General features: G+C 61.7%; 12 protein-coding genes. 4 read left to right on the top strand and 8 right to left on the bottom strand.

Annotated elements, in window-relative coordinates:
• On the top strand, positions 1-807 hold an 807-nt coding region (locus tag WB650_RS06290; RefSeq protein WP_423959850.1), incomplete at its 5' end, for an NADP-dependent oxidoreductase.
• 186 nt (positions 808-993) lie between these two features.
• Here the strand turns inward: WB650_RS06290 and WB650_RS06295 are convergent.
• Positions 994-1,881: a phytanoyl-CoA dioxygenase family protein gene (locus WB650_RS06295; protein ID WP_422300853.1), complete on the bottom strand. Its 888-nt coding sequence runs from the start codon at positions 1,879-1,881 to the stop codon at positions 994-996.
• Between the two features lie 135 nt (positions 1,882-2,016).
• Here WB650_RS06295 and WB650_RS06300 point away from each other — a divergent pair, with 135 nt between their 5' ends.
• Positions 2,017-2,808, top strand: a complete 792-nt coding sequence (locus WB650_RS06300; protein WP_423959851.1) for an enoyl-CoA hydratase/isomerase family protein — start codon at positions 2,017-2,019, stop codon at positions 2,806-2,808.
• 220 nt (positions 2,809-3,028) lie between these two features.
• Here WB650_RS06300 and WB650_RS06305 read toward each other — a convergent pair whose 3' ends face one another.
• Positions 3,029-3,874, bottom strand: coding sequence for a VOC family protein (locus tag WB650_RS06305; RefSeq protein ID WP_422303123.1), 846 nt, complete (start codon positions 3,872-3,874; stop codon positions 3,029-3,031).
• Between the two features lie 196 nt (positions 3,875-4,070).
• Here WB650_RS06305 and WB650_RS06310 point away from each other — a divergent pair, with 196 nt between their 5' ends.
• Positions 4,071-5,351, top strand: coding sequence for a M20/M25/M40 family metallo-hydrolase (locus WB650_RS06310; RefSeq protein ID WP_422303122.1), 1,281 nt, complete (start codon positions 4,071-4,073; stop codon positions 5,349-5,351).
• A 2-nt stretch (positions 5,352-5,353) separates the two neighbouring features.
• On the opposite strand, the gene WB650_RS06315 is transcribed toward WB650_RS06310, so the two are convergent.
• The 6 genes from WB650_RS06315 to WB650_RS06340 form a co-directional block, all read right to left on the bottom strand.
• Positions 5,354-6,991, bottom strand: a complete 1,638-nt coding sequence (locus WB650_RS06315; RefSeq protein WP_423959854.1) for an outer membrane protein assembly factor BamD — start codon at positions 6,989-6,991, stop codon at positions 5,354-5,356.
• A gap of 94 nt (positions 6,992-7,085) precedes the next feature.
• The gene (trmB, locus tag WB650_RS06320; protein ID WP_423959856.1) at positions 7,086-7,739 is read right to left on the bottom strand and encodes a tRNA (guanine(46)-N(7))-methyltransferase TrmB; all 654 of its coding nucleotides are present in this window, start codon (positions 7,737-7,739) and stop codon (positions 7,086-7,088) included.
• Between the two features lie 293 nt (positions 7,740-8,032).
• Positions 8,033-9,478, bottom strand: a complete 1,446-nt coding sequence (gene hpaB / locus WB650_RS06325; protein ID WP_422304386.1) for a 4-hydroxyphenylacetate 3-monooxygenase, oxygenase component — start codon at positions 9,476-9,478, stop codon at positions 8,033-8,035.
• 1 nt (position 9,479) lies between these two features.
• Positions 9,480-10,367, bottom strand: coding sequence for a dihydrodipicolinate synthase family protein (locus WB650_RS06330; protein WP_423959858.1), 888 nt, complete (start codon positions 10,365-10,367; stop codon positions 9,480-9,482).
• A 23-nt stretch (positions 10,368-10,390) separates the two neighbouring features.
• Positions 10,391-11,287 (bottom strand): hypothetical protein, encoded by an 897-nt coding sequence (locus tag WB650_RS06335; RefSeq protein ID WP_422304384.1) that lies wholly within the window; start codon positions 11,285-11,287, stop codon positions 10,391-10,393.
• Positions 11,280-12,755: an aldehyde dehydrogenase gene (locus WB650_RS06340; RefSeq protein WP_422304383.1), complete on the bottom strand. Its 1,476-nt coding sequence runs from the start codon at positions 12,753-12,755 to the stop codon at positions 11,280-11,282. The genes WB650_RS06335 and WB650_RS06340 overlap by 8 nt, the downstream gene beginning before the upstream one ends.
• 139 nt (positions 12,756-12,894) lie before the next feature.
• Between WB650_RS06340 and WB650_RS06345 the strand changes: the two genes are divergently transcribed.
• On the top strand, positions 12,895-13,548 hold the full coding sequence (locus tag WB650_RS06345; RefSeq protein WP_422304382.1) for an LON peptidase substrate-binding domain-containing protein: 654 nt from the start codon (positions 12,895-12,897) through the stop codon (positions 13,546-13,548).
• Positions 13,549-13,892 lie beyond the last annotated feature (344 nt).

Genomic DNA, 13,892 nt, shown 5'->3' on the forward strand with positions numbered 1-13,892 from the left:
GGCACGGTAGGACAGGTGGTCGAGTCCAAGCGGCCAGGATTTGCCAAAGGCGATCTCGTGCAAGGACTCTTCGGATGGGAGGACTACACGGTTAGCGGCGGCGAAGGGCTGATGGGTCTGCAAAAACTGCCGGCCGGCACCGACCCGATACTGGCGCTGTCGCTGCTCGGAACCACGGGACTGACGGCATACTTCGGCACGCTCGCGGTAGGTGCGGTCAAGTCGGGCGAGACGTTCGTCGTCTCGGGGGCGGCGGGCGCGACCGGATCGGTGGCCGGAATGATCGCCAAGATCAAAGGATGCCGCGTAGTTGGCATCGCGGGCGGACACGAGAAATGCAACTGGCTGTTGAAAGAGGCAGGCTTCGACGCCGCGATTGACTATAAGAATGAGGATGTCGGCGCCGCGCTGGCCAAGCATTGTCCGAAGGGCATCAACGTGTACTTCGACAACGTCGGCGGCGAGATCCTCGACTATGCGCTCGCGCGACTGACGTTCGGGTCGCGGGTCGTGCTGTGCGGAGCGATCTCGCAGTACAACAACCTTGGCGAGAGGAATCCGGTCGGGCCCAAGAATTATTTCAACCTGATCTTGAACGGCGCGCGGATGGAAGGATTCCTCGTGTTTCATTTCCTCCAGCGCTATCCAGAGGCGATTGCCGAGATGTCGAAGTGGTATGCCGAGGGCAAACTCAAGAACCAGATCGACTTGCAGCAAGGACTCGAGAAGGCGCCGAAGACGATCATCCGGCTATTCACTGGCGCCAATTTCGGCAAGCAGTTGCTGAAGCTGGGTGATCCTCAATAGCTCGGAGCAAGGACAATCGTCATCCTGAGCGCAGCGAAGGATCTCGAAATCAGCTACCGGGCGGCACGCATACACCATGGTTGGGGGTGCGTCGGCAGGCATCCAGAAAGATCCGGGATTCTTCGCTGCGCTCAGAATGACACAGGCTGCGCCCAGAATGACGGAAAGGGAAAGAAGGAGACCGCTCTACTTCTGGGCCGAGTCTGGAGGCTGAGGCTTCAGAAAGCTTCCTGATTCCTGGGTCTGCAGGTCGGGGCGGAAGCCGTTGCGAGCCAGGTCGGGGCGGACCACCTCGATTGGGTCGCGGGTGTCGTCGACGTAGCCGAGCGCGTAGGCGCCTAGCCGGTAGCCCATCAATCTAAGCAGGTCGACCGGGAGCGTGCGCGCGATTTCCAGCGGCACTGATAGGTATTGATTTTCTTCCTGGCGGAGCCACGAGACGTTGTAGGTGATGTTGATTCCGGTGCGGATAGCTTTCGAGCGGTTCGCGCCGCCGCCGTGATAGATGCTGCCGGTGTAGAAGAGGACAGAACCTTTGGTCATCTCGGCCGGCTCGGTGTCGGCTTCGGTGAAGCGTAGCTTGTCGTCGAAGCGATTGCTGCCGGGAATCACGCGCGTCGCGCCGTTTTCCTCGGCGAAGTCCGTCATCGCCCAGATCGTGTTGCACTGGACCTCGTAGCCGCGCGGGAACGGGAAGAAATCGAACGCCCATTGGTCGCGATGGATGGTCTGGGCCGGCTCGCCGGGGCCGATCGAGATTATCTGCGTGAGATGGAGTTGAAAGCTGGTCGCGTGTCCGAGCATCTTGCCGACCGCGCCGAGCACCACGGGATTCATCACGAGCTCGCGCGATTTCGGCGAGCGCGCGATCAGTCCGCCGGTCCTGCGCGTGCGGCGGCCGCTGAACTCGTCGGCGCCAAGCGGAGTTTTTTCAGTAAACGGCCGCAGCTCTTGCGCGACCTCGTCCATGAGTTCGGGTCGTACGACGCGATCGACAACGACGCATCCGTCCTCGTTAAGGGCCGCGCAAATCTCGTCGGCCGAAGCCGATACAGGTAGATGTATGATTCCCATTTCTTTCTTCTTTTTTTCAGTATTAAGAACGCGCTCCGTTGTCGCGCGCGGATTCCGCGTGAAACTTTATCTCGCATCATTCGCTAGATCGATGCAATGCGATAGGTTCTGAACGTCGAATGGAGGACCGCCCCAATGGCTGATCTACTCGTCGAAAAAACCAATCATATCGCAATTTTGAAGCTCAACCGCCCCGACCGGATGAACGCGATCAGCGTCGAGATGCTCAACGAACTCGGCGAAGCGCTGAAGGATTTCGACAACGATCCGAAGATTCGCGCGATCATTCTTACCGGCGAGGGACGCGGCTTTTGCAGCGGTCTCGATCTCAAGGACATCGCCGCCGGCAAAGGCATCGGGGCGGGACTGGCTGCCCCGGGCGCATCGCATGTCAGCACGCGCGAGCTGCCGACCGTGACGCTGAATCGAATCGACCTGCCCGTCATCTGCGCGATCAACGGTCCCGCTGCGGGCTACGGATTCGACCTCGCACTCGGATGCGACATGAGGCTGATCAGCGATCGCGCCAAGCTGATGCCCGCGTCCGCCAAGCGCGGCATCGTGCCCGAGAGCGGCGGCACCTGGTATCTGCCGCGGCTGGTGGGATGGGCGCGCGCGTGCGAAATCGGATTCATCGCCGACGATATCGCGCCCGCGCGTGCGGTGGAGCTCGGGCTCGCGAACAAGGTCGTGCCGCACGAAGAACTGATGGAAGAGGCGACGCGATGGGCCTCGAAGATAGCAGCCAACGCGCCGCTGGCGATTCGCGCGATGAAGCGGCTGTTCCGCCATGGGCTGAGCGAGAACTTCGAATCGCATACGCATCATGTGCTGATGCAGCTGCTGGTGCTGTTCCGCTCCGGCGATTTCAAGGAAGGCCTCGAGGCATTCATGGCCAAGCGCGACCCGAATTTCAGCGGGCGGTGATGTAACATCATCGCGGTAGGCCAGCCGGAGGAGGCGCTAAAACGGCACCAGCAAGGAGCGCTGCGCGATTTTCGGAAACCGGAACCGGCTTAACTGGCGCGAAGCTGTCCGGAGGCCAGAAGCCAAGTCCTGCCGCTCGCGTTGCTCGCTTCGTCAGGATGACAAAACTGCGCGCCACGGTTCAGTCAGGATAGCAGAGTTGGAAGACGCGGTTCCCTGATCAGTCGTCGCGGCGCGGGCCGGGTTGCATGAATGCGATCGCGACGCCGTCTAGCGGATCGACGATTCGTGCGATCTGGCCGCCTTGAATCGCCACCTTGGGCTCGGTCGCTTGCAGGCCGTTTGCACGCGACGTCGCGACAGCCTGCGCGATGTCCGAGCACATCAGCGCGAGGCCCCAGCACCCGGGACGTCCACGCGTCGCCGGTCCGACAATTTCGAGGACAGTCTGCTCGAGCTTGAAGAACGCCTGCCGAGCACCGTTGCCGACTTCACGGATTCGCTTGCATGGAACGCCGACCGCTTCGTTAGCGGTGATCGCATCGCTCAGCACCGGAGTCATCACGACGATATGCTCGAGATAGTCGACCGTGTTCAGGTTGGTCCCGCAAAGCCGGGCGAGCGACTGTCGGCGCGACTCGATGTCGAGATTGATGGGCACAGCAGCAGTGACGACGCCCGGCAATCCCGAGGTGAGCATCTCGGCCTTCACCGAGGGCTGCTCCAGACCGGGAAGCTGGATTGATTCGATAGATTTCGCGGAGCCCGGCTCACGCTCTTCCGAGATCAACACGCCCCTTACGCCCCAGACCCATCCAATGATGCCGCTGCCGCTGTCGTTCCCGGTCGCATCGCGCAGATGTCGAGCGAGAGGCGATTCGGATTTGGCGGATCGCGCGGAGCAGAGATCGATTTCAACCGCGCCCGCGGCCAGACGCGCGATGCGGATACCGTCGCCGTCGAACTCATCGGTCGCGATCGAGAACCCGGCACGTCGCCAATTTTCGCGCGACGCCGCCAGATCACGCACGGCGACAACGACTCTTTCGACGCAAATTATGCCCACGACCTGAACCCTTGGAGCGAGGCTATCGTCACTTAGTGCATGATGCCAACGTCACAAATTACGGTCGGCGAAGTCTGCGGGGTACTTTTAATGCGTCATTCTAATGACGATAATCGACGTTCAAACGTCTATACTCGCGTTGTGACAAGTTGTAGCATTCTATGACAATAGTGGACTCATTCGAAAGGGGAACTCGATGACCATATCCTGGCAGGCGTTTCAGAATGAAGCGATCGATGCTTTGCGCGCGCTGGTGCGGCTCGATACCACCAATCCGCCCGGCAACGAACGGATCGCGGCGGACTACATGGCGGAAGCGCTGGGAGCGCACGGCGTCGAGTCCGTGATCCGCGAAAGCGCTCCGACCCGCGCCAACCTCATCGCGCGCTTCAAGGGTACCGATTCGGCGGCGGGCGCGCTGCTGCTCTCGTCGCATACCGACGTGGTTCCGGTAGAGAGATCGGGATGGACTCGCGAGCCCTTCAGTGGCGAGACGGCCGACGGCTGCCTGTGGGGACGCGGCTCAATCGACATGAAATCCAAATGCGCGATGGACCTCGTGATGATGACCGCGATGAAGCGCGCGGGTGTGAAGCCGAATCGCGACGTGATACTCGCGGCGGTTGCGGACGAGGAAGCCGGATCGGATTTCGGCGCGAAGTTTCTGGTCGAGCGGCATCCCGAGCTGGTTCGCGCGGGCTACGTACTCAACGAAGTCGGCGGCTTCACGGTTCATCTGAGGAACGAGCGCTTCTACCCAATCCAGGTGGCGGAGAAGGGCTTCGTCACTATCAAGATGAAGGTCACCGCGCCGCCGGGGCATGGATCGATGCCGCGCTCAGACACCGCGATCTCGCGAATGTCCGAATTGATCACGCGAATCGTGCGGACGCCGATGCGCAAGAACGTTTCGCCGTTCATGCGTCAGACGCTTGAGGACATGGGAGTGCCGGTTGAATCGCCGGGGCCGCTGTTTGCGCCGATGCTTTCCAACACGGTATCGCCGACGATTCTGCGCGCCGGTTATAAGGACAACGTGATTCCCGGCGAGGCGACGATCGTGCTCGATGGGCGCACGCTGCCAGGCGAGGATCCCGAAAGCTTCATGGCCGAGCTGCGGCAAATCGTCGGGCCCGAGCCGACCTTCGAGCTGCTCAAGACTGCGCCGCCGGCCGAGACCAGTCCCGACACTCCGCTGTTCGAGTTGATCAAGAAGACCGTCGAGGCTGCCGATCCCGGCTCACTCGCGATACCCTGGATGATTCCGGGCGCGACCGACAGCAAGTTCTACTCGAAGCTCGGCGCCGCGTGCTACGGATTCTCGCCGGTCAAGCTCGATCCGCACATGCCGTTCGGCTCGCTCTATCACGGCAACGACGAGCGCCTGCCAATCGAGGGGTTCTACTGGGGATTGAAGGTGTACGCCGAAGTAGTGCTGAAATTTTTAGGCATCAAGTTCGAGGATGTGTTCGCGTAACGTTACTTCGCGGAGCTGGTCTTCAGGGTTCCGGCCTGCGGGGTGAACGTCATCAGCAGGCGCGGCGGGCCCTCCAGCGGCACGATCGCAAAGTGTGCGACCGGCTGCATGTTCAAGGTCACCGTCGTCCCCGACTTGGTGCTCGAGATGCTGCAATCCTTGAAGATCGATTTGTCGAACACCAGATGAGTCTGCAGCGCGACGTCGGGGGTGACGTCCTTGAGCATCACGGTCGCGGTCGAACCGTCGGATTTGTTCTCGAGATTTTTGTCGAAGCTGACAGGCCCGCTGAGCTCGAGAATCACCGACAGCGGCGGATCGTTCGATGACAACCGGATCGTCTTGAGCGTCGCGGGACCGGCCGTCGGCGGCTCGCTCAACGACAACGGTGGGGTATCAGCGCCCGCATTCATCTGATGAAGCGTCGGCTCCGGTGCGGGCGCTTGCGCTGGAGCGTCACCGCTCGCAGCCATCTGATTCGATGCCGGCTCGCCCGACGGAGCCGCATCGGCCATTCCCGTCATCGCACGCGCCTGCGCATCTGCCGCGCCCGCTATACTGCCTGTGGGCTTCGGCAGAATGGGGGCAGGCGCCCGCATCATGTCCGGTGCGCCGGACTTTCGGCTCGGCAGATCGGGCTGCGATGGATCAGGTGCATTCGCGACGGCTGGAACATCCTGCGATGACGCCTTCACCGCCGCGCCGGGCGGCGTCGAGGCGTCGAGCACCGGCAGTCCGTCGGCGCCGTAGCCCGAGCCTCCACCTGACGACGCTACATCGGTGCCGCCGCGCATGTCGGAGCGCTGGCGCACGACGACTCTGTCCGCATTCGAATCGTCCGGATTCCCACCGTAGCCCGTCTCGGCCAGCACCAGTGGCAGCGGATCTTCTTCAGTGTCGATCGGTTCGTGCAGCTTGGTCAGCTCCGCCTGCGCTCTCTTCGAGTAGTTGGAATCCGGGAAATGCTTCTTCACGGCGGCGAACGCCTGCGCCGCGGAGTATCGCTTGCCTTCCTTCTCGAGCGAAATTCCCAGCTCGAACAGCGCGTCGGGCGCGACCGGAGTCTCGGGATATTTCTGCAGCAGCTCGGCGAAGCGCGACTCGGCCGCGCGGAAGTTCGCGCGCTTGTAATAGTAGGTGCCGACGACCATCTGGTTGCGCGCGAGCATCTCGCGGCACACCACCACCTTGTCATGCGCCAGCTCGGCGAAGTCGCCTTCGGGAAAGCGCTGTTCCAATTCCTGGAAACGCTTGAGCGCCGCCACGGTCTTGCCCTGATCCTGGTCCTCGCGCCCGATCTGATCGTAGTAACTGAGCCCGATGTAGTAGCTGACCAGCTCGAGATTCTTGCTGGTCGGATGCATCCGCTCGAAATCGTCGAGTGAGCCGATCGCCTCGGCGTACTCCTTCTGCTGGTAGTAGGCGAGGCCGATTTTCATCTCGGCATCTTCGGCATACGGGCTGAACGGATACTTATCGATCACCTCCTGATAATTTTCGATCGCCGCCTTGTATTCTTTTGTCGCAAAATCAAGTTGGGCCTGCGCGTAATAGTCCTCGCCAGAGGGTTTCTTGCGCAGACTACAGGCGGTTGCCGGCAGCAGCACCAAAGCCACCAATATCAACAGCAGGCGTTTCATCGGAGAGTCGCGAAAAGGTTAGACAAGGCTCTTCGGCATTGCAATCCGGGCGCGATCGCCGATTCGGGGCCTGGGTCCATACAAGATGGCGGATTCAGCTATTTTTGGACTCACCCGGCCTCCGGAAAGAGGCTGAAAATACCGGCTTCCCGGCAGCAACATACTTGCGCGCGAACCCGGTCCGCTCGGCGCCCGGCGCAGCCTCGACTGCGCGGATGAATCCGGCCGCTGTCATCATCGGAAAAATTTCGCCGGCATAATCACGCACGTCAGTCGCAACGTAGGCAATCGCCCCCGGCTCGACTGTGCGAAAGAGGCTCGCGGCGAGAGTCGGCGTGAACAGTCGATGCTTGATGTGGCGTTCCTTCGGCCACGGATCGGGATAGTAGATATGGAATGCGCTGACGCTCGCGTCCGGCAGCATCAGGTTGACGAGAGTGCGCGCGTCCATCCGCACGACGCGGAGATTGTCGAGTCCCGCGCGGCCGCATCGCACGGCCAGCACGCGCGTGATGGTCGCGGAGAGTTCGACCGCAATAAAATTGCGATCGGGAAACTCCGCAGCGCGCTCGATAATAAATTCACCCTTGCCCGCCCCGATCTCGATTTCGATCGGCGCGCGCCGCCCAAACATCGCGGGAGGATCGATCGTGAAGACGTCGCCCTCAGGCGCGAACAACACGCGCTCGCCAATCTCGCGCGCCTTGGGATTCCCCCAGACGCGCGCCGCTTTTCGAAGTCTCGCCATGAATGGATGACGATACCGGGCCGCGCCCTACTCCGCCATCCGCGGCAGCCCTTCCGTCATTCTGAGCGAAAGTTGCTGTAGCGAAGAATCTCGACGGACGCTCTTGCGTACGGCGCTGTTGGACGCGCGGACGCGCGAGATCCTTCGCTACGCTCAGGATGACGGACGGGTGGCGGCGATGGCTGCGAGCCGAATGGGATTTGTGAGGATGCATGCAACCTAACCCCTAACCCCTTCCCGAGCGGGAAGGGGAACCGGAATTAAAAATCGTGACGGGAGTAGAAGAGGATTATTCAGTCGGGGCGTTTCAAAAACGCGCGCACTCGCTCTACCAGCGGCTTCAAATCGGTATTGTCGACCAGCGCGCTTGCCATCCTGACTGGGTCGCCGAAGAAGAAGCGCTCGTAGAGAACCTGGCGTCCGCCGAAGGCGCTGCATGCGACGTCCCACGCTAATCGATAGAGCGCGACGCGCTCCTTCGCAGGGGCGTCTGCGGCGCCGAAGTAGCGCTCGATATCAGGCAGCTCCGCGGGATTTGCGAAGTCGGCTGCGGACGGCGTCGCCATCAGCGAGCTCGAACTGTTGAGCTGGATAATTTCGACCAGGCGCGGATACAGCCGCGGGAAAAGATTGCGCGCGGTGTCCAGTGGCGCTCGCGCCGGCGTGAACACCCCCCACTTGTCCGGCGCGGCGTCAGCCTCGGCGGCGCGCAGGCACGCGCGCATCGTCTCGGTCGTCATGATCATCTCGGCGAGGCGATCGCGCACGTGCGGCAGGCTCATCGCGTCGCTGGCCTCTGCGATTCGCGCCGCCAATCCCAAAACGAATTCGCTCTTCGCGACGTTTTTCACCGCGACCTGATGCATCATGTGGACAACGGCGCCGGTCCCCGCATACAGCGCGTTGCATCGCGCGACGTCGCCGCAGAGGAACACCCGCTCCCACGGCACCAGCACGTTGTCGAACACGACCACCGCGTCCATCTCGTCGAAGCGCGATGCGAGCGGATGGTCGAAGCGCGGACGGCCGAGGTCGTAAGTATCGCGGCAAAGAAATTTGAGGCCCTTGGCGTTGCAATTGATCGCGAACGACAGCGCGAACGGCTCCGCCGCGGGCTCGGCCTTCAGCACCGTCGAAGGAAATACGAGCAGCTCTTCAGACAGCGGCGCGAGCGTCGCGAGCATCCGGCAGCCGCTAACGACGATGCCCTCATTCGTCTGCTCGACCAGCTTGAGCGCGAGGTCGGCGTCAGTATGTCCCGCCCATCCCGCAGCACGGCTCGCGCGCGGATTGACAAGAGTATGCGTCGCGCACCAATCGTGATGCCGCGCCTGTTCATAGTAATTCCAAATGTTTTCGCCAAAGCGCGGATCACTTTCACTGAAATAGGAGCGCGCGGCCGCCATCGCCGCGAGACTCACATTAAGATAATCCGGCGTGCGCCCGAGCATCCCGCACCCGTAGTCCGCCCACGTCTTCATCATGCGTGTGCGCTTGCGCAGGTCGTCGGCGGTTTTCGGGATGATGAACGACATGCCTGCGCGACCGCCGTCCTCAGTACGGAAGGTCATCGTCTCGGGATGCTCCATCTGCATGTCGTAGAGCGACGCGACCGATCGCGCGCAGTTAGCGAACGCCGGATGAGCGGTGACGTCACCGGCGCGAGCGCCAGCGATCCAGATTTCCGCGCCCAGCTTTTTCAGCGACGACAGGTAATTGTTGCCCGAGCGCGCGCCCATTTCAGATGACCTCGTTGAGCAGCGGCAAGCGCTTGCGGATTCGTTCGGCGGCGTCAGGCGGCGCCATGTACGGCGGGCGCGCCGGGCCCATCTCGATGCCGGTCGCGACCGACGCCGTCACCTTCGTCGTGCCAAGATGGCCGAGCGTTTCTTCGCCGCCGCGCGGGAAGCATCGATTGAGCCGGCGCTGAATTTCCTCGGCGCGCTGGTATTCGCCGGCCTTGTAGGCCTTGAGCAGCGCAACCGCGGCGGGCACCGCGAAAATATTGATAAAGCCGCCGGCCGCGCCGAGCATCAGCCCTGCCAGCATCGCGCGAAAGGTATTATAGATGTCCGCGCGGCCGCCGACCTCGTCGTACAACGCCTCGAGATGCTGCAAATCCGTCAGCACTTCCTTGAACGCCACAACGCCGGGAATCGTCGCGAGCTTGCCCGCGAACTTCGGCGTGATGTTGAACTTGCTGAGCGCGGGATTGTGGTAGATGACGACCGGCAGGTCGCCGGCCTCGGCAATCATGCGGTAATGGCGCTCGACTTCGGCCTCGCCGCATCGCCAGTAGTACGGCGGAATCACCTGCTGCGCGTCGTAGCCGAGGCGCGCCGCGATTTTTGCATAGCGCAGAGTCTCGAGCGTGGTCGCTCCCGAAGTCATCGCAACGGCAGAGAGATTTGCGCGATTGCTGGTCTCCTCGATCACAATTTCCAAAACTCGCGTGCGCTCGGCTTCATCCATATGGAGAAACTCGCCGATACTCGGCGCAGCAACCACGCCATCCGCGCCCGCGGCAATCGCCCACTGAACTTCGCGCCGCAGCGCATCTTCGTTGAGCCGGTAATCGTCGGTAAACGGCGTCACCAGCATCGCCAAAATTCCCTGGGCAAGTTTCAAAACGCACCTCCGGCCAAACCGCGCTAGGCGGCTTCGCGCTCGGCTCCACTGAACGACGGTTGAAAGAAAAAGATCGCCTGGCCGGTTCCGATTGCGGCCTCGTATTTTCCGAACTGCTCGCCGCGCCAGGTCCACGAGTCACCGCCCATCGCGCCCGCCATCGTGATGTAATGCGAGAAGCGGCCCTCGGGCGAGCAATGCGCCCGGTAGTCGTCGGCGGCGGCCAGCACAGCGTCATGCCGCCCCGTTTTGAACCATTCCATGATTCGTTCGTCGTAGAGGCGGTTGGCGGTTGACGCGATGTCCTCGGGCGACGCCGACGCGCGATCGAGAATATGATCGTAATCCCAGAACTTGTGCGACATCCCGCCTGACGCCACGATCACGACCCGGCGATTCGATTTCCAGATAGCCTGTCCGATCGCCATGCCATAAGCCAAATCATTTTTGACCGACGCCGTCTGGCATACGCTCGCCGAAAGCACGCGGCGACGCGCCTCGTGATTGAAATAGTGCATCACATTGAGCGTCGGATAGTGAATTGGCAAGTTACTATGTGCCGACGCGATCGCGCGAATCCCCCGCTCCCGCGCCTCCATTTCGACCGCGCGTGCGAGTTCACAGTCGCCGCGATAGTCGTATTCGAGGCCATGCAGCATCTCCGGCAGCTCTTCCGATGTATACACACCGGACAGCCGCTCGTGAGCATTGAGTACGTATTCCAAAGTAGAGAACCAGTGAGTATCGATTAGTAAGAAGGTGTCGAAGTCGAGATGACGCAGGCGCTCGCGCTCGAGCTTCGGCATCGCGTCGTAGAAGGTCGTCACGTTGCGGCCCATGTATGCGCGGCGCGCAATCGGATCGGTGATCATCAGGCGCGGCACATGCGTGGTGAATACGGTCGCGACGACCTTACCCATCGTGATCCTCCTCGCCGTATGCGACGCACACCAGTTTCGGCTCGGTCCAGAATTCCATGCTGAAGCGGCCTCCCTGCCTGCCAAGCCCGCTCATCTTCGCACCTCCAAAGGGGACGCGCAGATCGCGCAGAAAAAAACTGTTGACCCAAACCATCCCGGTCTTGATTTTTTCAGCGACCCGCAGCGCGCGATCGACGTTCGAGGTCCACACATAAGCCGCAAGTCCAAAGCGGGTCGCATTGGCGCTCGCGATTGCCTGTTCCTCATCGTCGAAGCGCTCGACCGTCAGCACCGGCCCGAAGATTTCCTCGGACACGGCGCGCGACTTCGCATCGACCCCGTCGAGCAGTGTCGGCAGATAGTAGAATCCGCGCGCAGGTTCGGCGGGATTTTTTCCGCCGGCCAGAATCTTTGCGCCGTTAGCCACCGCATCGGCAACGAACGAATGCACGCGCTCGCGATGTGCGCCCGAAATCAGCGGGCCGTACTCGGTGCCGTCAACGAGCGGGTCTCCAATCTTGAGGCGTGGTACCTCCGCGGCGAGCAGATCGAGAAATTCGGCGGAGATTTTCCTGTCCACCAGCAATCGCGATCCCGCGACGCACGACTGTCCCTGGCTGCGGTAAATTGATCGCGCGACGCCCGCCGCGGTGCGCTTCAGATTCGCGTCAGCAAAAACGAGATTCGGCGACTTACCGCCGAGCTCAAGTGTGACGCGCTTGAGCGACTCCGCCGCCGACGCCATCACGCGCCGACCAGTCGCGACGCCGCCGGTAAATGCGATCGCGTCGACGCCGGGATGCGAGACGAGCGCTGCGCCCGCGTCGCCGAGTCCCGGCACGACGTTCAGCACGCCCGGCGGCAGGCCAGCTTCGTTGGCGATCTCGCCGAGCGCGATCGACGTCAGCGGCGCCAGCTCCGACGGCTTGAGCACGCATGTGTTTCCGGCAGCGAGGCACGGCCCGAGGTTCCAGGTCGCGAGCATCAGGGGAGAGTTCCACGGAATCACGATCGCGCCGACGCCCACGGGAGGCCGTTGCGTGACGCTCATCAGTTTCAAATCGCGGCCGAGAAATTTCGCGTCGCTATCCGCGGCCTCGTGCGTCCATGTTTGCGCGACCGCCGCAAAGAATCGAATGTTGCGCGCGGCCCGCGCCACATCATGATTAACGCACTCTGACACTGGCTTGCCGACGTCACGCGCCTCGAGCATCCCGAGATCGCGCGCACGTTTCTCGATGCCCGCGGCCATCTTGTCGAGGATGCCGGCGCGCGCATCGGCGCTCATCCGCGGCCACGGGCCACGATCCGCAGCCTCGCGCGCCGCGATGACTGCGCGATCCACGTCGTCGGCGCTCGCACTCGCGACCTGTGCCAGTTCGCGTTCGGTGGCCGGCTCGACGTCGGGGAAACGCGCCGACCTGGCCGAGTCGAGGTAGCGGCCTGCTATGAACAATCTGGTTTCCATGTCGCTGTTAAAAGAAGTTTCGCGGATTCGCTGAAACATAGCAAAACCGCGCGCAAGTGGTATCTCGGCGTCGCCTTCCTTGACGACTCATCGCAACGGACCTAACCTGACTGATCTAACGTCCGCACAGACTGTAATCGTGGCTGCATTACCAACTATCATTCCGATCTTTCCGCTGCCGAACCTCGTGTTGTTCCCGGGGTTGAGCGTGCCGCTGCATATATTCGAGCCGCGCTATCGCGAGATGATCGCCGACGTCGCCAACGCGCACGCGATTGTTGGGATGACGCTGCTCAAGGGCGACTGGGAAGCCGACAACCGCGCCTTCCCCGATATTTTCGAGGTCGGATGCGCCGGCAAAATCGGTGGCCTGATGAAGCTGGCCGACGGCCGCTACAACCTAGTGCTCGAAGGTCTCGGCGAGTTCCGGATAATTCGTGAGATTCGCGATCGTTCGTATCGGCAGGCCGAAGTGAATTGGTGCCCGGTGCGGCCCGACGCGCTCGATTGCGACGCCGAGACGATGGATGCGCTGCGCGAGATGCTCTTCGGCTACCTGGGAGATGCCGCGCTCGAAGCCTGGCGCACAATAGTCGAACAGCGCGGGTTACGCGGCGCCGAGCTGATCAACTTTCTGTGCTTCCATCTCGACGTCACGCCGCTCGAAAAGCAGACCCTGCTCGAGGCGCTGGCTGACCGCGTCGACTGCCTGCTGGATGTGCTGACCTTCAAACTTGAGGAGCGCAAGCACGGTCCGGCCGGAACCAGCGGCGGCCCCGATACCGTTCAGTAGAGAGAAAGGTTCGGCCGAGCAGCCGATCTATGGCACCAGCGCGACACTTTGCAGGCGGTTAGTGGCCAAATCGTAACGCGTGTCGCAAATGAGCCATCTCGCGCACAAGCAGCACAGTTTCGCATAATGCGGAACGATTTGCGAAAAGTTAGCTGATCTTCTGGATTTTCCAATATCTAACCAGCCTAGTAATGGTTCATGACCGCTTAACATACTAGCTAAATTGTATTAGGGCAGTTGCCGATAAATTCGGCATGATCATTGCGTACCTGTGTTCTCGAACGACAAATAGTCGGAACCTAGCAATCGATCGCCTGACCTCGATAACTCGGGCGCAGGGACGG

The sequence above is a fragment of the Binatus sp. (SeqCode) genome (genome assembly GCF_049584895.1).
GTDB lineage: Bacteria > Desulfobacterota > Binatia > Binatales > Binataceae > Binatus.

Bases quoted from the DNA above. Each gene is read 5' to 3' on its own strand.
- WB650_RS06295 (WP_422300853.1), bottom strand. From the start codon at position 1,881: ATGGGAATCATACATCTACCTGTATCGGCTTCGGCCGACGAGATTTGC.
- WB650_RS06300 (WP_423959851.1), top strand. From the start codon at position 2,017: ATGGCTGATCTACTCGTCGAAAAAACCAATCATATCGCAATTTTGAAG.
- WB650_RS06310 (WP_422303122.1), top strand. From the start codon at position 4,071: ATGACCATATCCTGGCAGGCGTTTCAGAATGAAGCGATCGATGCTTTG.
- WB650_RS06315 (WP_423959854.1), bottom strand. From the start codon at position 6,991: ATGAAACGCCTGCTGTTGATATTGGTGGCTTTGGTGCTGCTGCCGGCA.
- trmB (WP_423959856.1), bottom strand. From the start codon at position 7,739: ATGGCGAGACTTCGAAAAGCGGCGCGCGTCTGGGGGAATCCCAAGGCG.
- hpaB (WP_422304386.1), bottom strand. From the start codon at position 9,478: ATGGGCGCGCGCTCGGGCAACAATTACCTGTCGTCGCTGAAAAAGCTG.
- WB650_RS06335 (WP_422304384.1), bottom strand. From the start codon at position 11,287: ATGGGTAAGGTCGTCGCGACCGTATTCACCACGCATGTGCCGCGCCTG.
- WB650_RS06340 (WP_422304383.1), bottom strand. From the start codon at position 12,755: ATGGAAACCAGATTGTTCATAGCAGGCCGCTACCTCGACTCGGCCAGG.